19 protein-coding genes, 1 other RNA gene and 1 pseudogene are annotated in these 20,428 nt (G+C 39.2%); 11 read left to right on the forward strand and 10 right to left on the reverse strand.

Features of this window, described 5'->3' with window-relative positions:
- The first annotated feature begins 60 nt into the window (after positions 1-60).
- Positions 61-158, forward strand: an RNA gene (gene ffs, locus F3G98_RS08100) — signal recognition particle sRNA small type.
- On the opposite strand, the gene F3G98_RS08105 is transcribed toward ffs, so the two are convergent.
- The 5 genes from F3G98_RS08105 to dnaA form a co-directional block, all read right to left on the reverse strand.
- Positions 145-1,380 carry an HD domain-containing protein gene (locus F3G98_RS08105; RefSeq protein ID WP_021092473.1) on the reverse strand — a complete coding sequence of 412 codons (1,236 nt, stop codon included), beginning with the start codon at positions 1,378-1,380 and terminating at the stop codon, positions 145-147. The two genes, ffs and F3G98_RS08105, sit on opposite strands and share 14 nt — an antisense overlap.
- Entirely contained in the window at positions 1,380-1,997 is a 618-nt protein-coding gene (gene queF / locus F3G98_RS08110; RefSeq protein WP_223231329.1) for a preQ(1) synthase, read from the reverse strand. The genes F3G98_RS08105 and queF overlap by 1 nt, the downstream gene beginning before the upstream one ends.
- A 53-nt stretch (positions 1,998-2,050) precedes the next feature.
- Positions 2,051-4,360, reverse strand: a complete 2,310-nt coding sequence (gene gyrB, locus F3G98_RS08115) for a DNA topoisomerase (ATP-hydrolyzing) subunit B (protein WP_103608719.1) — start codon at positions 4,358-4,360, stop codon at positions 2,051-2,053.
- A 17-nt stretch (positions 4,361-4,377) separates the two neighbouring features.
- Positions 4,378-5,445 (reverse strand): DNA polymerase III subunit beta, encoded by a 1,068-nt coding sequence (gene dnaN, locus F3G98_RS08120; RefSeq protein ID WP_148787045.1) that lies wholly within the window; start codon positions 5,443-5,445, stop codon positions 4,378-4,380.
- A gap of 153 nt (positions 5,446-5,598) precedes the next feature.
- A complete protein-coding gene (gene dnaA / locus F3G98_RS08125) occupies positions 5,599-6,909 on the reverse strand; it encodes a chromosomal replication initiator protein DnaA (protein ID WP_103567040.1) in 1,311 nt (436 codons plus the stop codon).
- 122 nt (positions 6,910-7,031) lie between these two features.
- On the opposite strand from dnaA, the gene ruvC reads away from it, so the two are divergent.
- The 8 genes and pseudogenes from ruvC to F3G98_RS08160 all read left to right on the forward strand — a co-directional run bounded on the left by ruvC (position 7,032) and on the right by F3G98_RS08160 (position 12,523).
- Entirely contained in the window at positions 7,032-7,511 is a 480-nt protein-coding gene (gene ruvC, locus F3G98_RS08130) for a crossover junction endodeoxyribonuclease RuvC (protein WP_103567041.1), read from the forward strand.
- 16 nt (positions 7,512-7,527) lie between these two features.
- Positions 7,528-8,217, forward strand: coding sequence for an MOSC domain-containing protein (locus F3G98_RS08135; protein ID WP_149725991.1), 690 nt, complete (start codon positions 7,528-7,530; stop codon positions 8,215-8,217).
- 105 nt (positions 8,218-8,322) lie between these two features.
- Positions 8,323-9,072 (forward strand): annotated as a pseudogene (locus F3G98_RS11140) (cache domain-containing protein); the annotation flags it as partial.
- A gap of 723 nt (positions 9,073-9,795) precedes the next feature.
- On the forward strand, positions 9,796-10,248 hold the full coding sequence (locus F3G98_RS11145) for a methyl-accepting chemotaxis protein (RefSeq protein ID WP_411160837.1): 453 nt from the start codon (positions 9,796-9,798) through the stop codon (positions 10,246-10,248).
- 97 nt (positions 10,249-10,345) lie between these two features.
- Positions 10,346-10,861, forward strand: a complete 516-nt coding sequence (luxS, locus tag F3G98_RS08145; RefSeq protein ID WP_149725993.1) for an S-ribosylhomocysteine lyase — start codon at positions 10,346-10,348, stop codon at positions 10,859-10,861.
- 1 nt (position 10,862) lies between these two features.
- Positions 10,863-11,969: a DNA adenine methylase gene (locus F3G98_RS08150; RefSeq protein ID WP_149725994.1), complete on the forward strand. Its 1,107-nt coding sequence runs from the start codon at positions 10,863-10,865 to the stop codon at positions 11,967-11,969.
- A 16-nt stretch (positions 11,970-11,985) separates the two neighbouring features.
- On the forward strand, positions 11,986-12,252 hold the full coding sequence (locus F3G98_RS08155; protein ID WP_103608726.1) for a hypothetical protein: 267 nt from the start codon (positions 11,986-11,988) through the stop codon (positions 12,250-12,252).
- Positions 12,233-12,523: a type II toxin-antitoxin system RelE/ParE family toxin gene (locus tag F3G98_RS08160; protein WP_103608727.1), complete on the forward strand. Its 291-nt coding sequence runs from the start codon at positions 12,233-12,235 to the stop codon at positions 12,521-12,523. Before F3G98_RS08155 ends, F3G98_RS08160 begins: the two co-directional genes overlap by 20 nt.
- Before the next feature lie 30 nt (positions 12,524-12,553).
- On the opposite strand, the gene thyX is transcribed toward F3G98_RS08160, so the two are convergent.
- From thyX to F3G98_RS08185, 5 genes are all read right to left on the reverse strand, one after another.
- Entirely contained in the window at positions 12,554-13,180 is a 627-nt protein-coding gene (gene thyX / locus F3G98_RS08165) for an FAD-dependent thymidylate synthase (RefSeq protein WP_103608728.1), read from the reverse strand.
- Between the two features lie 89 nt (positions 13,181-13,269).
- Positions 13,270-15,714 (reverse strand): flagellar hook protein FlgE, encoded by a 2,445-nt coding sequence (gene flgE / locus F3G98_RS08170; RefSeq protein ID WP_149725995.1) that lies wholly within the window; start codon positions 15,712-15,714, stop codon positions 13,270-13,272.
- Positions 15,715-15,799: 85 nt separating this feature from the next.
- The gene (locus F3G98_RS08175) at positions 15,800-16,096 is read right to left on the reverse strand and encodes a type II toxin-antitoxin system RelE/ParE family toxin (protein WP_149725996.1); all 297 of its coding nucleotides are present in this window, start codon (positions 16,094-16,096) and stop codon (positions 15,800-15,802) included.
- A gap of 1 nt (position 16,097) precedes the next feature.
- Positions 16,098-16,349, reverse strand: coding sequence for a hypothetical protein (locus F3G98_RS08180; protein WP_149725997.1), 252 nt, complete (start codon positions 16,347-16,349; stop codon positions 16,098-16,100).
- Between the two features lie 31 nt (positions 16,350-16,380).
- The gene (locus F3G98_RS08185; RefSeq protein WP_149725998.1) at positions 16,381-17,748 is read right to left on the reverse strand and encodes a Na+/H+ antiporter NhaC family protein; all 1,368 of its coding nucleotides are present in this window, start codon (positions 17,746-17,748) and stop codon (positions 16,381-16,383) included.
- A 119-nt stretch (positions 17,749-17,867) separates the two neighbouring features.
- On the opposite strand from F3G98_RS08185, the gene pyrE reads away from it, so the two are divergent.
- Positions 17,868-18,476 (forward strand): orotate phosphoribosyltransferase, encoded by a 609-nt coding sequence (pyrE, locus tag F3G98_RS08190; RefSeq protein ID WP_149725999.1) that lies wholly within the window; start codon positions 17,868-17,870, stop codon positions 18,474-18,476.
- Between the two features lie 205 nt (positions 18,477-18,681).
- Positions 18,682-20,385, forward strand: a complete 1,704-nt coding sequence (locus F3G98_RS08195; RefSeq protein ID WP_149726000.1) for a methyl-accepting chemotaxis protein — start codon at positions 18,682-18,684, stop codon at positions 20,383-20,385.
- The last annotated feature ends 43 nt before the right edge of the window (positions 20,386-20,428 follow it).

The raw sequence follows: 20,428 nt of genomic DNA on the forward strand, positions 1-20,428 counted from the left end.
TTTAAAAATGTAACTATAAAACTAAATTTAAGTATAGTTTTTGTATGATTGCGAAGCTCCTTCTTAGACCTGTGCAATGCTTTTTATGAGCACCGCTTCAGGGTGGGAACACAGCAGAGCACTTGTATTAAGTGTGTGCCGCAGTCATCTGAGAGGGGGTCTTTCTAAACCAAAATGCTCATTAAAATCATCGCAAATTTCTAAAAAATCCACTCCATCGATCTTAGGTTTTTCGCTAAAAAATTTATACATATTATTAAAGCCATCGGTTAGCTCTTTTGACTTGACGCCGTAGCTTATAGAAATTCCAGCTTCGATGTAGGCTGAGAGCTTGTCGCAGTATTTTAGCGCTTTGCCATCTATCGGGTTAAATTTATCCTCATTTACGTTCTCCATAGTCCCTTCGTGGCAGATGATCTTGCGCTCATAAGTCCTATTTTCAAACTCATCTTTGATAAATTTCTCGCCATCTTTTCTGATGCCAAGGATGTAGCTAAACTCATCTTTTATCTTTTCTGGTACAAATGGCAAAATCCTCTCATCAATAAGCCTCATCTCATACTCACTGATGATCTCATTTAGCCCCTTTACGCCGTATTTTACAGGGCTTATGATATCTCTTGTGAGGCTCTCTGGTAGGTCGTGAAATAGTGCGCAAAAGAAGTTATTTTCTAAACGTTTTTTGCAAGCTTTTGCTTTTAGTGAGTAAAAGTAGCTAAGTATCGCAACAACTAGCATGTGTCCTAAGACCGCAGTTTCAGGGATGCGAGGCGTTTGTGCCCAGCGCTTTTGAAACCTTAACCTACCACTTAGATCAACAAGGCGGGCTAGTTTTTGATTCATAGCGATCTTTCTAACACCAATTAGCTCGTAATAATCCTCCATCTCCTCCTCAACTTTCGCCTTAAGCTCGTCGATGTCACTTAAAAACTGGCTCGTTTGATAGACGATAGAAAATTCCCACCTCGTGGCAAGATAGCTCGCTGCTTTTAGTATAAGGCGCTCTTTTTCGTGAGTTTTGTCGTTTTTATAGTGGTTTTTAAATCTCTCCAAAAACTCGCCGTCCTCGATATCTGAGATGAGCGTCTCAAGGTTGCTTAAAACCCAGCTATTTATCTGCTCCTTTTTTGTCTTTTGGATGTGGTGAAAGACGTCAGGGCGTATGTCTGTGACTACGACCCTGCTTAAAAACTCAAAAATTCCAGCCTCGATGATGTAGTTCATGTCGGCATTTTGCTCTTGCTTTGCTATGAAATAAGCGATGATAAATTTATGAGCCTGCTTGTCAAGCTCGACTAAATTTGTCATCTTTGGATAGTCGTTCCAACGTGATATAGATGCTGCTTTAAAGATATGTTCTATAAGCTTAGCACTTATCATTATTTATCCTTTTTGACTACTTTTGGCTTCTTATCATCGGCGTAGCTTATCTTTCTAAAGCCCTCTTTGTTTGAGCTTTTTCTTGGCTTGTCATCTTTTTTAAATTTATCATCTCTGCTGCCTCTACTGCTAGCGCGATCGCTTGTGCTACGTCTCTCGCGCGGCTTGTCGCTAAAGCTTCTCTCCCTACTTCTTGGAGCGTATTCTTTCTCTTCAGCTGGCTTTTTTACCACTAGATCAGAGCTGATCTCGATAACCGTATGGACATTTCCACGTGGGTTAAAGTCGCCAACTATCTTCATAAATTTAGGCTCAAGTTTTTTCTCTAAAACAGAGTAAATTTCATTTATACTATCTTCGTGGCTGATGTTGCGGTTCATAAAGCTATTTATATAAAGCTTTATCGCTTTTAGCTCGACAACTAGCTTATTTGGGATGTATTCAAGGTATATAGTCGCAAAGTCAGGATAACCAGAGCGAGGGCAAAGGCAGCAAAACTCAGGCAGAGTGATCTTTATGACATAGTCCCTTGTTTGCTTATTTTCCCAGACCTCAAGGTCACTCTCTACGTCAAATTCTTTTAAAATTTTCTCGCCATACTTCATCTCTTCGCTCATTCTTTTTCCTTTATATTTTTGCTAACCAGGTCAAATTTAAATTTGATCACCTTTTATATATCCAAGTGTTTAACGTCTTTTGCGTGGTCTTGGATGTAGTTTCTTCTTGGCTCGACCTCATCGCCCATGAAGAGATTAAACGTATCAGAAGCGCTTATAGCGTCGTTTATATCGATCTTTAAAAGTCTTCTGTTCTCAGGGTTCATCGTAGTCTCCCAAAGCTGCTCAGGGTTCATCTCACCAAGACCTTTGTAGCGCTGGATATATGCACCTTTTTTCGCATTTTTCTCTACTTCATCAAGCACGTCTATAACGTCACTATGCAAGTCTAGGCCGCGCTCTTTTATCTTTTGGCTGATGTAAAGTGCCTCTTCATAGAGTGGATTTGTAAATAAATTTTCATTTACCACAAGCTCTTCTAGACCACTTTCAGTTTGGACATAAATTCTAACCTCATCTTCACTAACGTAGTGGTTTAGGATGTTGTGACCCTCAGCTTTTAAGAAGTCTCTTAAAATTTCAAAAATTTCATTGTAGCTTTTTGAGACGATGTCTGGATTTTCTATCATATAGCGGATCGCTGAAAGGACGTTAAAGCGTTTTTCAAGCTCTTTTAAGACGCTTCTATAAGCTGCAACAATCTTTAAGAAATCAATCAAATCCGCACTGCCGATACCCTCTATATCAACGCCCTCGATGCCAGTTTCGATAAGAAATTCATTTAGCGCTTTTTCATCTTTTAGATAAATTTCTTTCTTACCTTTTTTATAGCGGTAAAGTGGCGGCTGAGCTAGATAGATGTGGCCGTTTTCTACAACCTTATTTAAAAATCTAAAGAAGAAAGTTAAAAGTAGCGTCTGGATGTGGCTACCATCGACGTCGGCGTCGGTCATGATGATGATCTTATGATATCTAAGCTTTTCAGCGTCAAATTCATCTCCGATACCGCAGCCTAGCGCTGTTATCATATTTTTTATCTCATCAGACTTTAAAATTTTATCCAGTCTTGCTTTTTCAACGTTTAGAATTTTACCCTTTAGCGGCAATATCGCTTGAAAAACTCTATCACGTCCTTGCTTTGCAGAACCGCCTGCAGAGTCGCCCTCCACTAGGTATAGCTCGCTAATTACTGGATCTTTGCTCTGACAATCAGCTAGTTTACCAGGGAGCGTGCCTACACTCATGCTCTCTTTTTTACGAGTTAGATCCCTAGCTTTTTTAGCGGCCTCGCGACCACGAGCTGCCATTAGAGCTTTATCCATTATCGCTCTTGCTTCGATAGGATTTTCTTCAAAATACTTTGTAAGCACGTCAAAAACCATCTTTTGAACGATAGGTTTTACGTAGCTAGAGCCTAGTTTGCCCTTTGTTTGTCCCTCAAACTGCGGCTCTGGCACCTTTACGCTTACAACTGCTATTAATCCCTCGCGGATATCTTCGCCAGTTATCTTTGTATCTTTTTCACGTGCAGCAGCATTTGCTTGAACGTAGTTTGTGATAACTCTTGTAAGACCCGCTCTAAAGCCAGCCTCGTGCGTACCGCCATCTGGAGTTTTGATGTTATTTACAAAGCTTAGTAAATTTTCACTATAAGTGTCATTGTAAAGCAGCGCAAAATCAACCATAACATCATCTTCGCCGCCGCTAAATGAGACTGCTTTGCTGACAGCATTTGCCTTGTTCATATCAGTTACAAAGCTCTCAAGTCCGCCCTCAAAATGAAAACTCTCGCTTCTGCCATTTCTTTGATCTTTAAAATTTATAGTTATCTTTGGATTTAGATAGGCTAGCTCGCGAAATCTCTTTACTAAAATTTCATCGTCAAATTCAGTCACTTCAAATATGCTATCATCTGGCCAAAACTCGACTTGCGTGCCTGTGCGGTTTGTAGTTTTTATAACTTCAAGATCGCTTTGTGGAATACCTTTTGCAAATTCTTGTCTGTGAAGCTTACCATCGCGTTTGATATTTACGACTAGCTTTTTAGAAAGGGCATTTACGACAGATACACCAACGCCGTGAAGACCGCCTGAGACCTTATAAGTGTCCTTGTCAAATTTACCACCAGCGTGAAGCACTGTTAAAACAACAGTCGCAGCTGAAATTTTCTCAGTTGGGTGCATATCTACTGGGATACCACGGCCATTATCACTAATGATCGCTGAGCCCTCACGTGTAAGCTCAACGTCTATTGTATTGCAGTATCCTGCCATCGCTTCGTCGATAGAGTTATCAACGACTTCGTAGATCATGTGGTGAAGACCGCTTATGTTAGTATCACCTATATACATGCCTGGGCGCTTTCTAACCGCCTCAAGACCTTTTAGTACTTTAATATTTTCTGCGCCGTAATTATTTTCCATCATAAACCTTTTTCAACTTATATATTTAATGGACTTATAACCGTTAGAAGCTCTTTTGAGCTAACAACGAAAGGTAAATTTTTATCTTTAAATCCAAACTCAAATTTCTCATCTTCTATGCTTTGTAGGAAGTCTATTAAATTTCTATTTTTTACATTTATGCTGATATCTTCTTCAAGTCCTGTTTGAAACTCTATCATCGTTTTGGCTTCAGAGTTGTCCTCTATAATGCTCTCAAATGTGATGCTCTCTTTTGAAAAAGTTATCTTCATCTGATCGCTTAGCATAGAAATAGTCTTTATGCCCTCAACCATCTTATCTCTGTTTAGCTCAAATCTTATAGCGATATCTTTTGGTATAACGCGCTCATAGTCAGGAAATTTGCCATTTATCAGCTTTGTGAAAAACTCAAAATTTTGGCTTTGAGCGATGAGGACGTTTTCATCATAGTAAATTTCTATCTTGTCGAAAAATAGCTTTTGAATTTCATTTATCGCCTTTTTAGGGATGATGAGTGAAAACTCATTGCTAGCTTCATTTGCAAATTTAAACACAGCTAGCCTTTTTGTATCGGTGCCTACTATATTTATATAGTTTTGTCTTATATCTAATAAAGCGCCATTTAGCTCAAATTTAGGGTTGTTGCTATCAATGCATGGTAAAATTTTCTTTAAGCTTCTACCTAGCATTATGGCGTCTATGTCAAATTTAGCCTTGCCATTGATGTTTGGAAACTCTGGGAAGTCTTCAAATTTATACATTGGAAGTTTGTATTTTGAGTTTTTTTGTTTGATGTAAAGATAGTTATTAACAGTTTCAAGCGTTACCTCTTCATCTTTTAGGCTTTTTATTATGTCAAGTAGCTTTTTGCCATTTGCTGTTGCATAGCCCTCATCAACGATCTTTGCGTTGCTTAGTTTATATGCTAGTCCTATCTCGTGATCAGTCGCTTTTATGTTTAAAACTCCATCTTTTGCTGAAATGTAGATGTGAGAAGTGATAGCACTAAGATCTCTTTTTTCGAGATATGGATTAGTGTTTGTTACTATGCTCTCAAGCATGTTTTTGTTTATTAAAACCTTCATTAAATACTCCCTCTTATTTTTAATTTTCTTTTTGTTGTATTAGTTGGTAGCGTGAAAGTGTGAAAACAATCTTTTATCACGCCAGCATCGTTATTTAAAATGTGAAAAGAATTTTTCATTTCTTCACATTTATTCACGAATTTCATTCTGTTTTTATCCTTTTGTTAAAATTTTGTTCTTTATCTCAGTCACTCTGAGATTGAAAATTTCGTTGCTCTCCATGAGCTCGTTTATCTTTTTTATGTTGTGACTAACGGCGCTATGGTCTTTCATACCAAAATAGTTTGCGATCTGCGGCATTGAATTTGTAGTGAGCATCTTCGCAAGGTAGATGATGATGCGTCTAGCTTCTACGATGTTTTGCACTCTTGATTTGCTTTTTATGTCGCTTGGCTTGATGTTTAGCTCTTTGCTAACGATCTCTATAATGGTTTCAAGATTTATATTTTCATGTTTTTCTTTGATGAGATCTTTTAGTGTGTTTTTAGCAAATTCAAGCGTTATCTCAACTCTCATCAAGCTTGCGTAGGCATTTAAATTTATGATAGCGCCCTCGATCTCACGGATATTATCGCCCATGTTTGTAGCGATGTAGTCGATGACCTCTTTGTTTAGATAAATTTTGTCAAATTCACATTTTTTGATGATGATAGCTATCTTTGTATCAAGCTCAGGCGGTGTGATATCAGCCATTATGCTTTGCTCAAACCTTGACTTTAGCCTCTCATCAAAGCCTTTTAGTATCTTTGCTGGGCGGTCTGAGGTCATGACGATCTGACCTTTTTTGGCGATGAGCTCGTTAAAGGTGTTGAAAAACTCCTCTTGAATTTTATCCGTCTTGCCAAGAAACTGCACGTCGTCTATTAGTAAAACGTCGCAGTTTCTATACTTTTCACGAAATTTAGTCATCGAGTGGCTATTTAGATGCGTGGTAAAATCAATCATAAACTGATCGCTCGTCACGCAGATGACTACTTTGCCTTGATCTAGGCAGTAGTTGCCAACTGACTGAAGCAAGTGCGTCTTGCCAAGACCAGTTGTGCCGTATATAAAAAGTGGGTTGTAAAGCACGCCAGGTTTGTCTGCGACTGCTTTTGCGTTTAAAAATGCAAACTGATTTGAGTCGCCACAGACAAAATTTTCAAATGTATATCCAGGGTTTAAGATGCTGCTTTGCGCCTTGATCTGCTTTACATTTACTTGGCTTTGTTTTATGTTTTTTAGCTTGGTTTGGCTTGTTATCTCGACCTCTGGCTTTTTGCCGGTTTTTACTTCGTAAAGGTAGGCGATCTTTTCGGCGTATCTAGTTTTTATAAATTTAGCCATCAATTCACTCGTGGCGTTAAAAACTATAAAATCTTCGTTTGAAGCCTTTTCATTAAATTTTAATTGTTTGATGTAGCAGTCAAATTCATTAGCTGATATTTTTGTCTGTAAAAGCTCTAAAATCTCGTCTGCTAGCAAATTTCAACCCTTTTTATTTAATGAATTTTATTAGCGATTTTATCTTAAATTTAATAAAACCTTTGTTAAACTCTGACAAACTTTTTCACGGCGTGAAAAAGTCGTGAAAAAGTATTGAAAAGATTGTGATGAAAATTTTAGGAATCGATCCAGGCACGAAAAATTGCGGTTACGCGATACTTGAAAAGAGCAAATTTAAAACTACTCTTCTTGAAGCTGGGCTTATAAAGATAAAGCCAAACACGCTTCAATACCAAATAACAGAGCTTTGCGAGGGACTTGACCTCATCTTTAAAAATCATAAATTTGACGAGGTCGCGATAGAGGACATCTTCTTTGCCTACAACCCAAAAACGGTCTTAAAGCTAGCTCAGTTTCGCGGGGCGCTTAGTCTTAAAATTTTGCAGCTTCATGGGGACTTTGCCGAATACACGCCGCTTCAAGTGAAAAAAACAGTCACTGGCAAGGCAAAGGCTGACAAAGAGCAGGTGGCATTTATGGTGAAGAAAATTTTAGGCATAAACAAAGAGATAAAACCCCTTGACATCACCGATGCGATCGCGATCGCGCTAACTCATGCGAATAATTTAAGAATAAACTAAATTTGATAGGAAAAATATGGCAACACTAAAAGCTTTACTAATCGGTGATGTGAAAAACTATGGCTCGCAAAATGCAACTGATAAGCTAAATTTACCTTGGAGCTCAGCTATTTTTAAAGTAGCTCAAAATGGCGAAATTTTCGCAAATGAGCTTGGCTTTGAGGGCGATAGCGTCGCTGATACGAAGCATCACGGCGGCCCTGAGAAAGCTGTATTTGCAAATTCATTTGCAAACTACGCCGAGTGGGAGAAATTTTTAGGATTTAAAAATATGGCTTATGGGGCGATGGGGGAGAATTTATGTATTGATGGGCTTGATGAGAGCTGCGTCTATGTGGGCGATATCCACAAGGTGGGCTCGCTTGTGTTTCAAGTCTCACAGCCTAGAAAGCCATGTTTTAAGCTCTCAAAAAGATGGGGCAATGAAAATATGGCAACTCACATCTTCAAAACAGGCCTTACTGGCTGGTACTACCGCGTCCTTACGCCAGGATCGTGCAAAGCAGGCGACGTGATAGAGGTTATAGAAAGTGACCCAGTTCATATGAGCATTTTAGAGATAAACAGGCTCTTTTACGCGCCAAGTGAAAATTTAAATTTACTTGAGAAATTTAACGCCCTCACTACTCTTACAAATGGCTGGCATGATGATATGAAAAGACGCATCGAGGGAATTTACAGCACCGAATTTATGAGAACACTATAAACATTTATACTTTTGCTCCGATTTTGTTTTACAAATGAATTTCAAACAAAATTTAAAGGAGCATAGGTGTTTCGTTCTATCACAAATAAGATAGCACTCGCCTTGATGATCTTACTCATCATCTCGTTTTGCGCTATCTCGGCGGTTAGTTATTTTACTTCAAAGGACAAGATCGTTGAGCTTGTCAGTGGCAAAGAGGATCAGGTCCTCAAAGATATAAAAAGTGTTGCAAACACTTTTTTTGATGAAAATTTAGAATACGTCAAGAAAATTTCATCAGCAGTTGAAGGCGCTCAAAGTGGCGATGAGATAATGAACTTTGTCTTATTAGAAAAAAAGGTCGCAAACTCTGCGGTGAAATATGTCTATTACGGCGATGAGGACGGACACTTCTTTCAGTCAGATGGTAAAAGAACAACCGTAGCTGATAACTACGACCCAAGAACTAGAGGCTGGTATAAGAGCACAAAAGAGAAAAATAAAGAAATTTATACCGAGCCAAGGATCACTTCTACAAATGATCTTGTTATGAGTTTTACTGCTCCTGTTACTAAAAATGGTAAATTTGTTGGCGTTGCTGGTATAGATGTAGATGTGAAAAAAGTTAGCGACAAGATCATCGAGATAGGCAACACTGGCGATGGCGGATATGCTTATGTGATGAGAAAAGATGGCACTATGCTCTTTTCTGACGTAGTTTCAGAGGTTGGCACTATCTTGCCAGCTACAAAGGTCGTCTCAGAAAAATATAACAATAAAGAATTTGACGAAAATGGTCTGATCTCATATAAAAACTCTAAAAACCAATATGTAACGGCTAAAATTTTACCTATCAACGATGATGGCTGGCTTGCAACTGTCGCAGTAGGTGCGGATACATTTTCAAAGCATACTATGCCTATCTTAAAAGCTCAGCTAACCCTTGCAGTTCTCTTTATAGTCATACTCTCAGCCATTGTATTTTTCCTACTAAAACGCTCGCTTAAACCTATCGGGGTTATCCAAGAAAAGCTTTCTGATACCTTTAAATTTATCACTTATGAGAGCAGCACCGCTCCAAGCAAGCTAGACATCCACACTACTGATGAATTTGGCGTGATGAGTGAAGAGATAAATAAAAATATCGACAAAGTCATAGCTGGCATCAAAAAAGATAACACCATGCTTGAAGAGCTAAATGTAGCTGCAAATAACATGATAAGAGGAAATTTAGGCGTCAAACTAAGCGAAAATCCAAACAACCCATCACTTATCAAGCTAAAAGATCTACTAAACACTTTCTTTAGCTCTATCAGTCAAAATTTAGGCAGCGTCATAAATATCCTAAAAGCCTACTCAAATAATGACTACACCGCTAAGATCGAGCTAAGAGATGACATAGAGGCTGATCTAAAAGCTATGATGGTTGGTATAAATAACGCAGGCGATGCTATAAGCGCTATGCTAAATAGCAACCTAAATCAAGCTCAAATTTTAGAAGAAAAGGCAACTATACTTGCTGGCTCTATGAGAAATTTAACTGATGGTGCTAGCAAACAAGCTGACTCTATCCAAGAGAGCGCGGCTGCGGTTGAGCAGATGTCAAGCTCTATGAATGCCATCTCACAAAAGACAGGGGACGTCATAAGACAAAGCGATGAGATCAAAAATATCATCGTTATCATCCGTGACATCGCTGATCAGACAAATTTACTAGCTCTAAATGCCGCCATAGAAGCAGCAAGGGCTGGTGAGCATGGACGTGGCTTTGCGGTCGTGGCTGATGAGGTTAGAAAACTAGCTGAGCGCACACAAAAATCTCTAGGCGAGATAGAAGCAAATACAAATGTATTGGCTCAATCAATAAACGAGATGAGTGAGAGCATAAAAGAGCAGGCTGAGGGCATAAATATGATAAATAGAAGTGTCGCTCAAATAGATAACGTCACAAAAGAAAATAGAAGCGTCGTTAGTAACACAAACGACGTAACTAGTGAGATAGACAGCATGGCAAAAGTCATACTAACAGACGTTAGAAAAAATAAATTTTAATACCCAAAAATACTACCAGGCTCATGTAAATTTACGTGGGCCTTTAAATTTTAAATCTTTTTTACGCTAAAATTACCAAAAATTTAAAGGAGAATATATGCCACTACTTGATAGTTTTTGCGTAGATCATGTGAAGATGAAAGCCCCAGGAGTTAGACTAGCAAAGAGTATGAAGACCCCAAAGGGCGATGATATCAGCGTTTTTGACTTGAGATTTTGCAAGCCAAATGAGGAAATTTTGCCAGAAAAAGGCACTCACACTTTAGAGCACCTATTTGCTGGTTTTATGAGAAACCATTTAAATGGCAACGGCGTGGAGATCATAGACATTTCGCCGATGGGTTGTAGGACTGGCTTTTATATGAGCGTGATCGGCACACCTAGCGAAGATGCGGTCAAAAACGCATGGCTAGCCTCTATGAAGGACATCTTAGAGGTCAAAGATCAAGATAAGATCCCAGAGCTAAATAAATTTCAATGCGGCACTTACAAGATGCACTCGCTTGATGAGGCGCACGCCATAGCAAACAAAATTTTAGCACAAGGTCTAGTCATCATAAATAACGAAGAGATCAAGCTCGATCTTGACGCTATGGGACTAAAAAAGCACTGATTTGAAGCCAGCTAAACAAGAAAATCAAGCCTATCTAAAAGAGCAAATTTTAACCTATCTTGGTAACAAACGCTCTCTTTTAGGCTTTATCGAGCGAGGCGTAAAATACGCAAAAGACGAGCTTAAAAAAGAGAAGCTTAGCTGCTGCGACCTCTTTAGCGGAAGCGGCGTGGTGGCTAGGTTTTTAAAACAAAATAGCGAATTTCTAGTCGCAAACGACTTGGAGCTTTACAGCTTCATCACAAACTCATGCTACCTGCAAAACGCTACAAATGAGCTAAGAGATGAGATAAATTTCTGGCAAAAAAAGCTTGAAAAAGAGATAAAAGAAAACCTTTCTGAGGGCTTTATAACAAGGCTTTATGCCCCGCAAGATGATGAAAATATCGCTTTTGGCGAGCGGGTCTTTTACACAAAGAAAAATGCCAAATTCATTGACACCGCAAGAAGGCTCATAGATGAGATATTACCAGAGGAGATTAGAAAATTTTTCATAGCTCCACTACTTTATAATGCAAGCGTGCATGCAAATACGAGTGGAATTTTTAAAGGTTTTCATAAAAATAAAGAGGGCATCGGTCAGTTTGGAGGACATGGGCAAAATGCCATCTCAAGGATCACTTCTGATATAAATTTGACAAAACCAATTTTTTCAAATTTTAGCGTGCCATTTGAGGTCTATCAAAAGGATGCAAATTTACTGGCAAAAGAGCTTGATGGGCTTGATCTAGTCTATCTTGATCCGCCTTATAACCAGCATCCATACGGCTCAAACTACTTCATGCTAAATCTCATCGCAAGCTATGAAGAGCCAAGTAAAATTTCAAAAGTCTCAGGCATCGCAAAGGGCTGGAACAGATCAGTTTTTAATAAAAAATCATCAGCGAGCGAGGCATTTTTTGAGCTCATAGCAAATTTAAAGGCTAAATTTGTGCTCATCTCGTTTAACTCAGAGGGCTTTATCAACCAAGATGAATTTGACAAAAATCTAAATAAAATGGGCAAAGTTCAATTACTTCGCCAAAAGTATAATGCCTACCGCGGCAGCAGAAATTTAAAAGCTAGAAACATCCACGTAGACGAACTTCTTTACGTTTTGAAAAAGTAAATTTAAAGGATATAAGATGACAACTACAATTTTTAAAGGCGATATAACGCCTCAGATAGCCCAAATTTTACAAGATGCCTACGAAGCCATAAAAAAGATCGATCCTCAGTTTAAGATGGAAAATGATGGATACAGACTTTGCAAAGATGACGCAAAATATCTAAAGGATATGGCCTTTAAGGCTAAAAATAGTGAGCTTGAATGTGTCGAAGAAGATGAATTTAAAAGTCATAAAAGAGAGTTGCTCATAGGACTTGGTGCAGATGAGAGTAAAATTTTCTAAGGAATTTGAACAAGCTACTGATAAGATCACTAAATTTATAGCTAAAGATAGTGTTGAGAAGGCGGTACTTTTTTACAATGATCTGATAACAAAGATTGAAGAGATAAAATATATGCCATATCGTTTTCGCAAAAATTTAGATATAAACGATGATGATGTTAGAGATTTGATATTTCGTGGTTATGTTGTTCCATTTTATATCGATAAAGAAAAAGAGACTATAACTATACTTTTGATCTACAAAGAGAATTTGCCAAGCATAAAATTTTAGTTCTTTCTCTTTATTTAACTACTTTTAATTTTAACCCTCATCCTCTGGCAAGCACTTCTCAAATATAAATTTATGCTCTTCAGGCAAGGCGTCATAGATAGCATTTGCTAAATTTCTTATCTCCCAAAGGGCTGACTTTGAGCTTCTTAGAGAGATAAAATTTTGCAAGCTTCTAGCATTTATACTCCATGTAAGCTCGGTTTTATAGCACTCTGGCAAGCAGTATTTAACTATATCAAGGCTTTTTGTGGTTGAGGCTAAAATTTCACGTAAGTTTTCAAGCGCTTTTATGCTTGCGTTATCGACCATTTCGTCATTTGTTAGCACGATAAATTTAGCCGCACGCTCAAACTGCCCTACTTCAAATTTCTCCTCCTTTTTTAGCTCTTTTAGCGTGTAGCGGGTTGATTTGACGCTTAGGCTCGCTATGCGGTGGCGGGCTAGCTCCTGAAGTAGTGCGCGCGAGATGCCTTGGATGTAGAAGTTGTAGTAAAGATGCTCTAGCGTTGAAGCGTGTTTAAATTTATTACCCACTCTATCTATTAGCTCGACGTCTTTTTCGCCGCCATTGTCGCCTTTTTCAAAGCTTTGCCAGCATGTGCGGATCGCGTGAGAGCAGATATTTAGTGGAGTGTGATTTAGAAGTGTTACTTGCATATTTTCTCTTTTTGTGAAATTTTTTAGCATTTTACAAAAAGAAGGCTGATTTTATTTGTAAATTTAAAAGGGAGCAAGCGCCCCCTTTGTTATTGTTTTAGTTGAAGAAGTGTGTTTAGCATCTCATCACTTGTTGTGATCGTTTTTGAGTTTGCTTGAAAGCCTCTTTGGATGACGATAAGATCTGTTAGCGCACGGCTTAGATCGACGTTACTAGCTTCTAGTTTTGAAGCTGCGATCGTTCCTTTATCGCCTGTGCCTGCTGCGCCGATGACTGCTTCGCCTGAGTTTGCAGTTTGTGAAAAGACGTTTCCGCCCTCACTTTGAAGACCCTCGTTGTTTGTAAAGCTAGCAAGTGCCACTTGAGCTAGACCAAAGCTTTGTCCGTTTGTAAATGCACCGATGATAGTACCAGTTTCGTCGATCTTTAGGTCATTTAGTGTGCCACCTGTGTAGCCATCTTGTGAGATAGACTCAGTTGATGAGTCTTTATCAAAGCTTGTTAGTCCGTTAAAGTCTGTTCCCAAACCAAAATTTAAACTAACATTTTGACCACTTTGTGAGCCGTTGTTAGCTGAAAATGTTATCGTAGCTGGGTGAAAGCTAGCTAGTGAGCCATTTGAGTTAAATCTCAATGAGCCAGTTACGACGTTGTCTGGACCCTCGCCTGTGTAGTTTATCTTAGCAGGCTCTGGTACTTGGATGATCATATTCCACTCTGTACCGCCATCTGTTGTAGTACCTGTCTTTGCCCATCTGATACTAACTGTGTGCTTTGAGCCAAGTGAGTCAAAAATTTCAGCTGTTGAGCCGTGGCTTGACATCATCATCTTACCGCTCGCTCTTAGTGCTTGACCTGGGCTTAGTGCGCCATCAAGTGCTTTCATGATATTTGTAAAGCGAACGTTTTCGTTTACTGCTGCGTTGTTTGTGCCTTGAGCTGGTTTTGTAAGACCAGTTGTAGTCATATAAAGGGCTTGATCAGCCATTTCGTTTGTAGGGTTTTCTAGTTGAAATTGACCTAATTTATTTACAGTGATCTTTACGCCGTCGTTTGTATCATCTCCAGCAATTGCCTGAAGTGCTGCGATACCGGCTGCGTGTTTTTGATCAGGTGTGCCTGCTGCTGCTGCGTAAGCGTTGTTATATGCTAGTGCATAGGCTGGATTTGTTATAGCTGCGCCACCTGTACCTGGAGCTACCTTATGAGCAGCAGTTGCAAGTTTTGCTGCATCAAGTGCGTCAGAGTTTGCTCTTATTTGACCATCACCGTTATAATCAACGTGGTTTCTAGCATCCTCTTGCATAGCTGCGCGAAGATCTTCTGTTGTAGTGATCTGTCTTGCGATTTTGTCGTTATTTGGATGAACAGCTGTTGTTTGTGAGCTTGTATAGACATATTGATAAGCTGTGATGATATCTTTGCTAGCTAGACCGCCAACTGTGTTTCCAGCATTTACTGTTAGGTGGATGTTTTTTGTCTCTTCAGTTGTGCCTGAGTTGTTTCTGTTTATAAGCGTTAGTTTGTTACCCTCTGAAATTTCAGCTCTAACACCAGTTTTGTTGTACTGAGCGTTGATAGCAGCTGCAACGTCACTGATACTTGTCATCGTGCCAGCTTGAGTTTTGATGTTTTGTCCATTTAGTGTTATATCAAGTGTAGCTGGCGGGTTGATCTGACCGATGTTTTGTGCTAGAGCGCTACCTACTGAAAATTTCTCAGTCTTAGCATTTGCGTAGCTTACCCAGATACCTTGACCATCTCTTAGAGCAAGACCGTTTCCAAGCTCGTCAAATGTAACGCCAAGATCGACACCACGCTCTGTTAAAATTTGCTCGTTTCTTGAGTTTGTATAAAATTCATCGTTGTTTGTATCGTTTTCGTTATGAACTTCGTTGGCATTTAAAATTTCATCATTATTAAAATCACGTCCGCCAGCAACTGAATCAAGTGCGTAAATAGGGGTACTTCTTTGACCGATGCTGTTACCTGAGTCAAGGTTGCCTTTTATTTTAACTTCTGTTGTTGCTCTTGCTGGAGTTGTAAGACCTTCTTTGATAACGATGTTGCTTATAGGGCCTGTTGAGTCGATAGTACCAGTCTCGTCATCTCTAGTCCAGCCTTGAACGATATAACCGCTGTTATTTACGAAGTTACCAGCTTTATCACGGACGAAATCGCCGTTTCTTGTATAGTATCTTGTCGTTCCGCCATCTGGAGAGACGACAAAGAAGCCATTTCCTTGAAGAGCAAGGTCGGTTTGCTTATCAGTGGCTGTTAGTGTGCCTTGTGAGAAAATTCTTGTAGTTGAGTTTATAGTCGTTCCTAGACCTATTTGCATAGCGTTTTGACCGCCTAGCTGACCTTGTGGAGCGGTAGCAACTCTTGGAGTTTGGCTTAGTATATCAGCAAAATTTGCGCGGTTGTATTTAAAACCATAGGTATTGACGTTTGCGATATTGTTGCCTTCTACGTCCATGGCTATCTGGTGGGCTTGTAGGCCTGAAACACCAGACCAAAGTGATCTCATCATGAGCTTATCCTTTTTCTCGTTTTAAAATTTTTTATGATCTTTCTAAAGCAAAAGATGTTCCAAAATTTATATCGGCAAAAAATAGTTACTGAGGATATTTTAAATTTGGCAGATTGTATTTATAGATTGATATGATAGTAATAGTTTGTTCGCCCTCATCTATGACGAATACAACAACATATCCCTTGAAGACCAAGTCTCTTACTTGAATATCTTTCATAGTTAGATTTTCTCTGTAAGAGTATGGTCTTTCAGGGATTTTTATGATTTCATTTTTTAGACTATCGCGAAAGTTATATGCGCGATCCTTGCTATCTTGTTTTATAAATTTTAATATCTCTTTTAGATTCTCTTTAAAATCATCTGTAAAAAGAATTTTCATCTTAAATTTTGCCTTCTATTATGGCATCGGTTTCAGCGATCACATCATCAAGAGTGCAATATTTAAGCTCGCCACGTCTATGCTTTGTGATCAGCTCTTTTAAATTTTGTTCATTTTCTTTATTTACGTAGTAGTCGCTATAATCTACAAATTCAACCCTTGCATGAGGGTTTATTCGTTTTATCTCTTGAACCGCTTTTTGTAAAATTTGAGTTATCTGTGGTGTCTCTTCGGCAACTAGCATACCTATCATTTTTGCTCCTTACATATTTTATCTATCATATTTATCCAAGTATCAACGCGCCTACGATGCCACCGATGATTAGTGGGATGTTAAAAAATACAAATGTAGGCACGCAAGTATCATATATGTGGTTGTGCTCACCATCAGCATTTAGACCGCTCGTTGGTCCAAGTGTGCTGTCGCTTGCTGGGCTTCCAGCATCGCCTAGAGCCGCTGCTATACCAACTAGCAAGATGATAGCTGGCACGCCAAAGCCAAGGCTAAGGCAAAGTGGCACGTAGATAGAGGCTAAGATAGGGATAGTGCCAAAGCTAGTGCCTATGCCCATCGTCACAAGAAGTCCGATAAGTAGCATCAAAAATGCTCCACCTATCTTGCCGCCAGAGACCAAGCTGGCGTATTTTACAAGCTCGTCTATACCGCCACTCTCTCTTAAAATGGTGCCATATCCTGCAGCAACAAGCATGATAAATGCGATAAAGCCCATCATGGCAAGGCCATTATCCATGATCTTATCTACTTTTTTGTATTCGATGCCTCCAAAAACGACCATGACCAAAAGTCCAAGTAGCGCACCAAGTGGCAAGAGTGAAGTATAAATTTGCACGACAAAGGCGACAACCGCACCAGCCAAGACCGCCCACTCTTTTTTAGTCATCTCAAGGCTTTTTGCACGCTCGATCTCATCAAGCTCTGCTTTTTCAAATTTAGAAGTTTTATAAATTCTCTTTCTGCCGTAGACAAAAATAGCGATGATAAGGCCAACCAACATCGACGCACCGCCGATCCACATGACCGATGAGATGTCTGAGATAGTTGTGTTTATGCCGTTGTTTGCTAGCTCTTTTTTAAGGATATTGTGAAAAAGCAGACCAAAGCCAACGCTAAGGCTCACATAAGGCGCTTGCAGACCAAATGTAAGAGCGCAAGCCACTGCACGTCTATCTATGCCCATTTTGTTCATAAGGGCAAGAAGTGGCGGGATCAAGATAGGTATAAAGGCTATATGAACTGGGATCAAGTTTTGAGACAAACAAGCTATAAATGCGATAGTTAGTGTAAAAATGACCTTATTTGAGCTAAGAAATTTACTCATTGCATTTATCAAAATGGCTGTTAAATTTGTATTTGCGATGGCAGCTGCAAGAGCACCTAGCAAGATGTAGCTAAGAGAGGTCTCAAGGTTGCCTTGCATACCGCTTATGAGGCTTTGCGTGGTCTCTTTTAGAGCCGTAAAAAAGCTCTCAAAACCGCTTGCCAAACCACTTTCAAATCCACTAAAACCATGCTTATACATAACCCCAGCAACAAGCGCAGAAACGAGGATAGAAAGCAGGATGTTAAAACGTAGCAAACATAGCACCGTCATCACCAAAATGCTAAAAACAACAGGGTTAAAGAGAAGCATGAGTGTCCTTTTTGTATGAGTGCAAGAATTATACAAGGGCGGGGCTTATTAAATTTTAAAAAGAGTGGCTTAAGTGGGTATGTGTTAAGATTTTTGGCAAATTTTAAAAGGAAAAAGCGATGGATTTAGAGAAAATTTATAAGGACGCTGGGGCGTATTTAGAGGGGCACTTTTTGCTAAGTAGTGGCAACCACTCGCAGTTTTATCTGCAAAGTGCAAAGGTGCTTGAAGACCCAGCACTTGCAGCAAAGCTAGCAGATGAGCTAGCGCGTGTGATAGAGAAATTTGGCATTAAATTTGATAGCGTTTGTTCTCCTGCACTTGGTGGAATTTTAGCTGGATATGAGCTAGCTCGCGCGGCGAAAAAGCGTTTTATATTTACAGAGCGCGTTGATAGGGTGATGAGCTTAAGGCGCGGCTTTGAAGTGAAAAAGGGTGAGAAATTTATAGTTTGTGAAGATATCATCACAACTGGTGGCTCAGCACTTGAAGCAGCGCACGTGATAGAGAGCCTTGGCGGCGAGGTGGTTGGTTTTGCGGCACTTGCAAACCGTGGCTTTTGTAAGGTTGCAAATTTAGACAATGAAGCTAAGGCAAATGCAAAACTGCCAAGCGATAAGCCATTTTTTGCTTTGGGGAATTTTGAATTTGAAATTTATGAGCCAGAGCGCTGTCCGCTTTGTAAGAGCGGCAGCAAGGCTATTAAGCCTGGAAGCAGAGGAAACTAAAGGCTACTAAATTTTACGTATTTTTTACGCTCAAAGCTTAAGATAATAATATTTGTAACTTATTCGTTATTTTGGGCTTTTAGTAAATTCTCTCATCAAATTTATTCTTTTTTTCTTAAATTTCAAAAGTTAATTTATAATTAAGATTTGAATGTATAAAATGGCACAAATTTTTAGGAGATCCCAAAATGCAAGGATGTGTGCTATGAAAATATCTACAAAGATAATTCTCACTTTTGTTTTCTCAGTTTTGCTTGTCAGCTGTTTGCTCATCTTTTTAAATAGCAAATTTTCAAGCGATCTAACTCAGTTTTTCACCAACAAGTCCTACGACGAGCTGGTAAATGCCAGAAAAGAAAATTTAAAAGATGACGTCGAGACGATCAATCAAATGATGCGTGAAATTTATAATGGCGGCAAAGAAAAAGGGCTAAGCGACGATGAGATAAAACAAGAAATTTTTAGAGTCGTCTCAAAGCTAAAATTCTTTAGCGACAAGACTGGCTATATCTTCATCTACGACTACGACGGCGTTGTTTTGATGCACCCTGAAAAGCCATCGCTTGTGGGTAAAAACTTAATCGGACTAAAAGATCCAAAAGGGCTACTTCTGATAAAAGAGCTCATCGAAAAGGCTAAACAAGGCGGCGGATTTGTTACATTTGGTTGGGCGAAAAAAGAGGGGCAGGAGCCAGTGGAGAAGCTTGGCTACGCTGCAAATTTTGAGCCATATAAATGGATGCTAGGAAGTGGCGTATATGTCGATGACTTAGCGGACGAGACAGAAAAGACAAAGGCCGTTTTAAACGAGCAAAACAGCCAAAATACAAAAACATTTATCATCGCTTGCGCCCTGATCACAGTTGTTTTGATAGCTATCGTGTTATTTATCTTAAGTAGGGCGATCATCAGACCTATAAAAAATATCGTTGCAAATTTAACCGCGATGTCAGATGAGATAAAAAGTGGCAGAGGCGATCTTACTAAAAAGCTTGAAGTTAGTGGCAAAGATGAAATTTCAAACATCAAAAGCTCTATAAATGACCTAACAAGCGAGCTAAGATCTGTGATAGAGAGCGTAAAAGGCCTAGCGCATGAAAACTCATCTATCGCCGAGCAACTCTCTTCAACATCAGCTCAAACTACAAATTTAACCAACAAATCTTCGCTAATCGTCACAGATACGACAAATATGGCAAAAAATATGTCAGAAGAGATAAAGAGCTCATTTGAAGAGGCTAAGAAGAGCAAAGAAAATCTTGAAAGAACCTGTCTATATATAAATGAAGTTTCAAACGATGTTTTGGGGCTTAGCAAAAATGTCGATGAGGCTGCAAATAGCGAAATTTCACTAGCTAGCTCGATGAAAAGCCTAGCTGATCAAGCTAAAAATGTAAAAGATGTCTTAAATATCATCGATGACATCGCTGATCAGACAAATTTACTTGCTCTAAATGCCGCCATAGAAGCAGCGCGTGCAGGAGAGCATGGACGTGGCTTTGCAGTCGTGGCTGATGAGGTTAGACAGCTAGCTGAACGCACGCAAAATAGCCTAAGCGAGATAAATGCAACTATAAATTTAATCGTTGAAGCGATCTCAAACTCAAGCCATACCATCGGCGATAATGCTAAAAAAGCTGGCGAGCTTTGCAAAAAATCAGCCCAGATAAATGAAAAAATAGAAAATATGAATCTGCTAATGAACGAGACTGTTAGCTTAAATGAAACCTCTACGAGGGACTATATAGAGACTGGAAATAAGGTCGAAGAGCTGATAAAAGGCATCGTAAATATCGATGAAATTTCAAAACAAAACTCAAAAAGCATGGATGAAATCTCACTTGCAGCTGCTCATCTTTCAAAGATGACTGATAATCTAAACACTAGCCTTTCAAAATTTAGAACCTGATAAATTTAGCCAAATCTTTGGCTAAATTTAACTTTCTCTTTTA

It is taken from the genome of Campylobacter concisus (assembly GCF_902460895.1).
GTDB classification, from domain to species: domain Bacteria; phylum Campylobacterota; class Campylobacteria; order Campylobacterales; family Campylobacteraceae; genus Campylobacter_A; species Campylobacter_A concisus_BC.

Bases quoted from the DNA above. Each gene is read 5' to 3' on its own strand.
- F3G98_RS11145 (WP_411160837.1), top strand. From the start codon at position 9,796: ATGTCAAGCTCTATGAATGCCATCTCACAAAAGACAGGGGACGTCATA.
- F3G98_RS08185 (WP_149725998.1), bottom strand. From the start codon at position 17,748: ATGCTTCTCTTTAACCCTGTTGTTTTTAGCATTTTGGTGATGACGGTG.
- F3G98_RS08160 (WP_103608727.1), top strand. From the start codon at position 12,233: ATGAGAGTAAAATTTTCTAAGGAATTTGAACAAGCTACTGATAAGATC.
- F3G98_RS08135 (WP_149725991.1), top strand. From the start codon at position 7,528: ATGGCAACACTAAAAGCTTTACTAATCGGTGATGTGAAAAACTATGGC.
- queF (WP_223231329.1), bottom strand. From the start codon at position 1,997: ATGAGCGAAGAGATGAAGTATGGCGAGAAAATTTTAAAAGAATTTGAC.
- pyrE (WP_149725999.1), top strand. From the start codon at position 17,868: ATGGATTTAGAGAAAATTTATAAGGACGCTGGGGCGTATTTAGAGGGG.
- flgE (WP_149725995.1), bottom strand. From the start codon at position 15,714: ATGATGAGATCACTTTGGTCTGGTGTTTCAGGCCTACAAGCCCACCAG.
- F3G98_RS08180 (WP_149725997.1), bottom strand. From the start codon at position 16,349: ATGATAGGTATGCTAGTTGCCGAAGAGACACCACAGATAACTCAAATT.
- gyrB (WP_103608719.1), bottom strand. From the start codon at position 4,360: ATGGAAAATAATTACGGCGCAGAAAATATTAAAGTACTAAAAGGTCTT.
- F3G98_RS08155 (WP_103608726.1), top strand. From the start codon at position 11,986: ATGACAACTACAATTTTTAAAGGCGATATAACGCCTCAGATAGCCCAA.
- dnaN (WP_148787045.1), bottom strand. From the start codon at position 5,445: ATGAAGGTTTTAATAAACAAAAACATGCTTGAGAGCATAGTAACAAAC.
- F3G98_RS08175 (WP_149725996.1), bottom strand. From the start codon at position 16,096: ATGAAAATTCTTTTTACAGATGATTTTAAAGAGAATCTAAAAGAGATA.
- luxS (WP_149725993.1), top strand. From the start codon at position 10,346: ATGCCACTACTTGATAGTTTTTGCGTAGATCATGTGAAGATGAAAGCC.
- thyX (WP_103608728.1), bottom strand. From the start codon at position 13,180: ATGCAAGTAACACTTCTAAATCACACTCCACTAAATATCTGCTCTCAC.
- F3G98_RS08195 (WP_149726000.1), top strand. From the start codon at position 18,682: ATGAAAATATCTACAAAGATAATTCTCACTTTTGTTTTCTCAGTTTTG.
- F3G98_RS08105 (WP_021092473.1), bottom strand. From the start codon at position 1,380: ATGATAAGTGCTAAGCTTATAGAACATATCTTTAAAGCAGCATCTATA.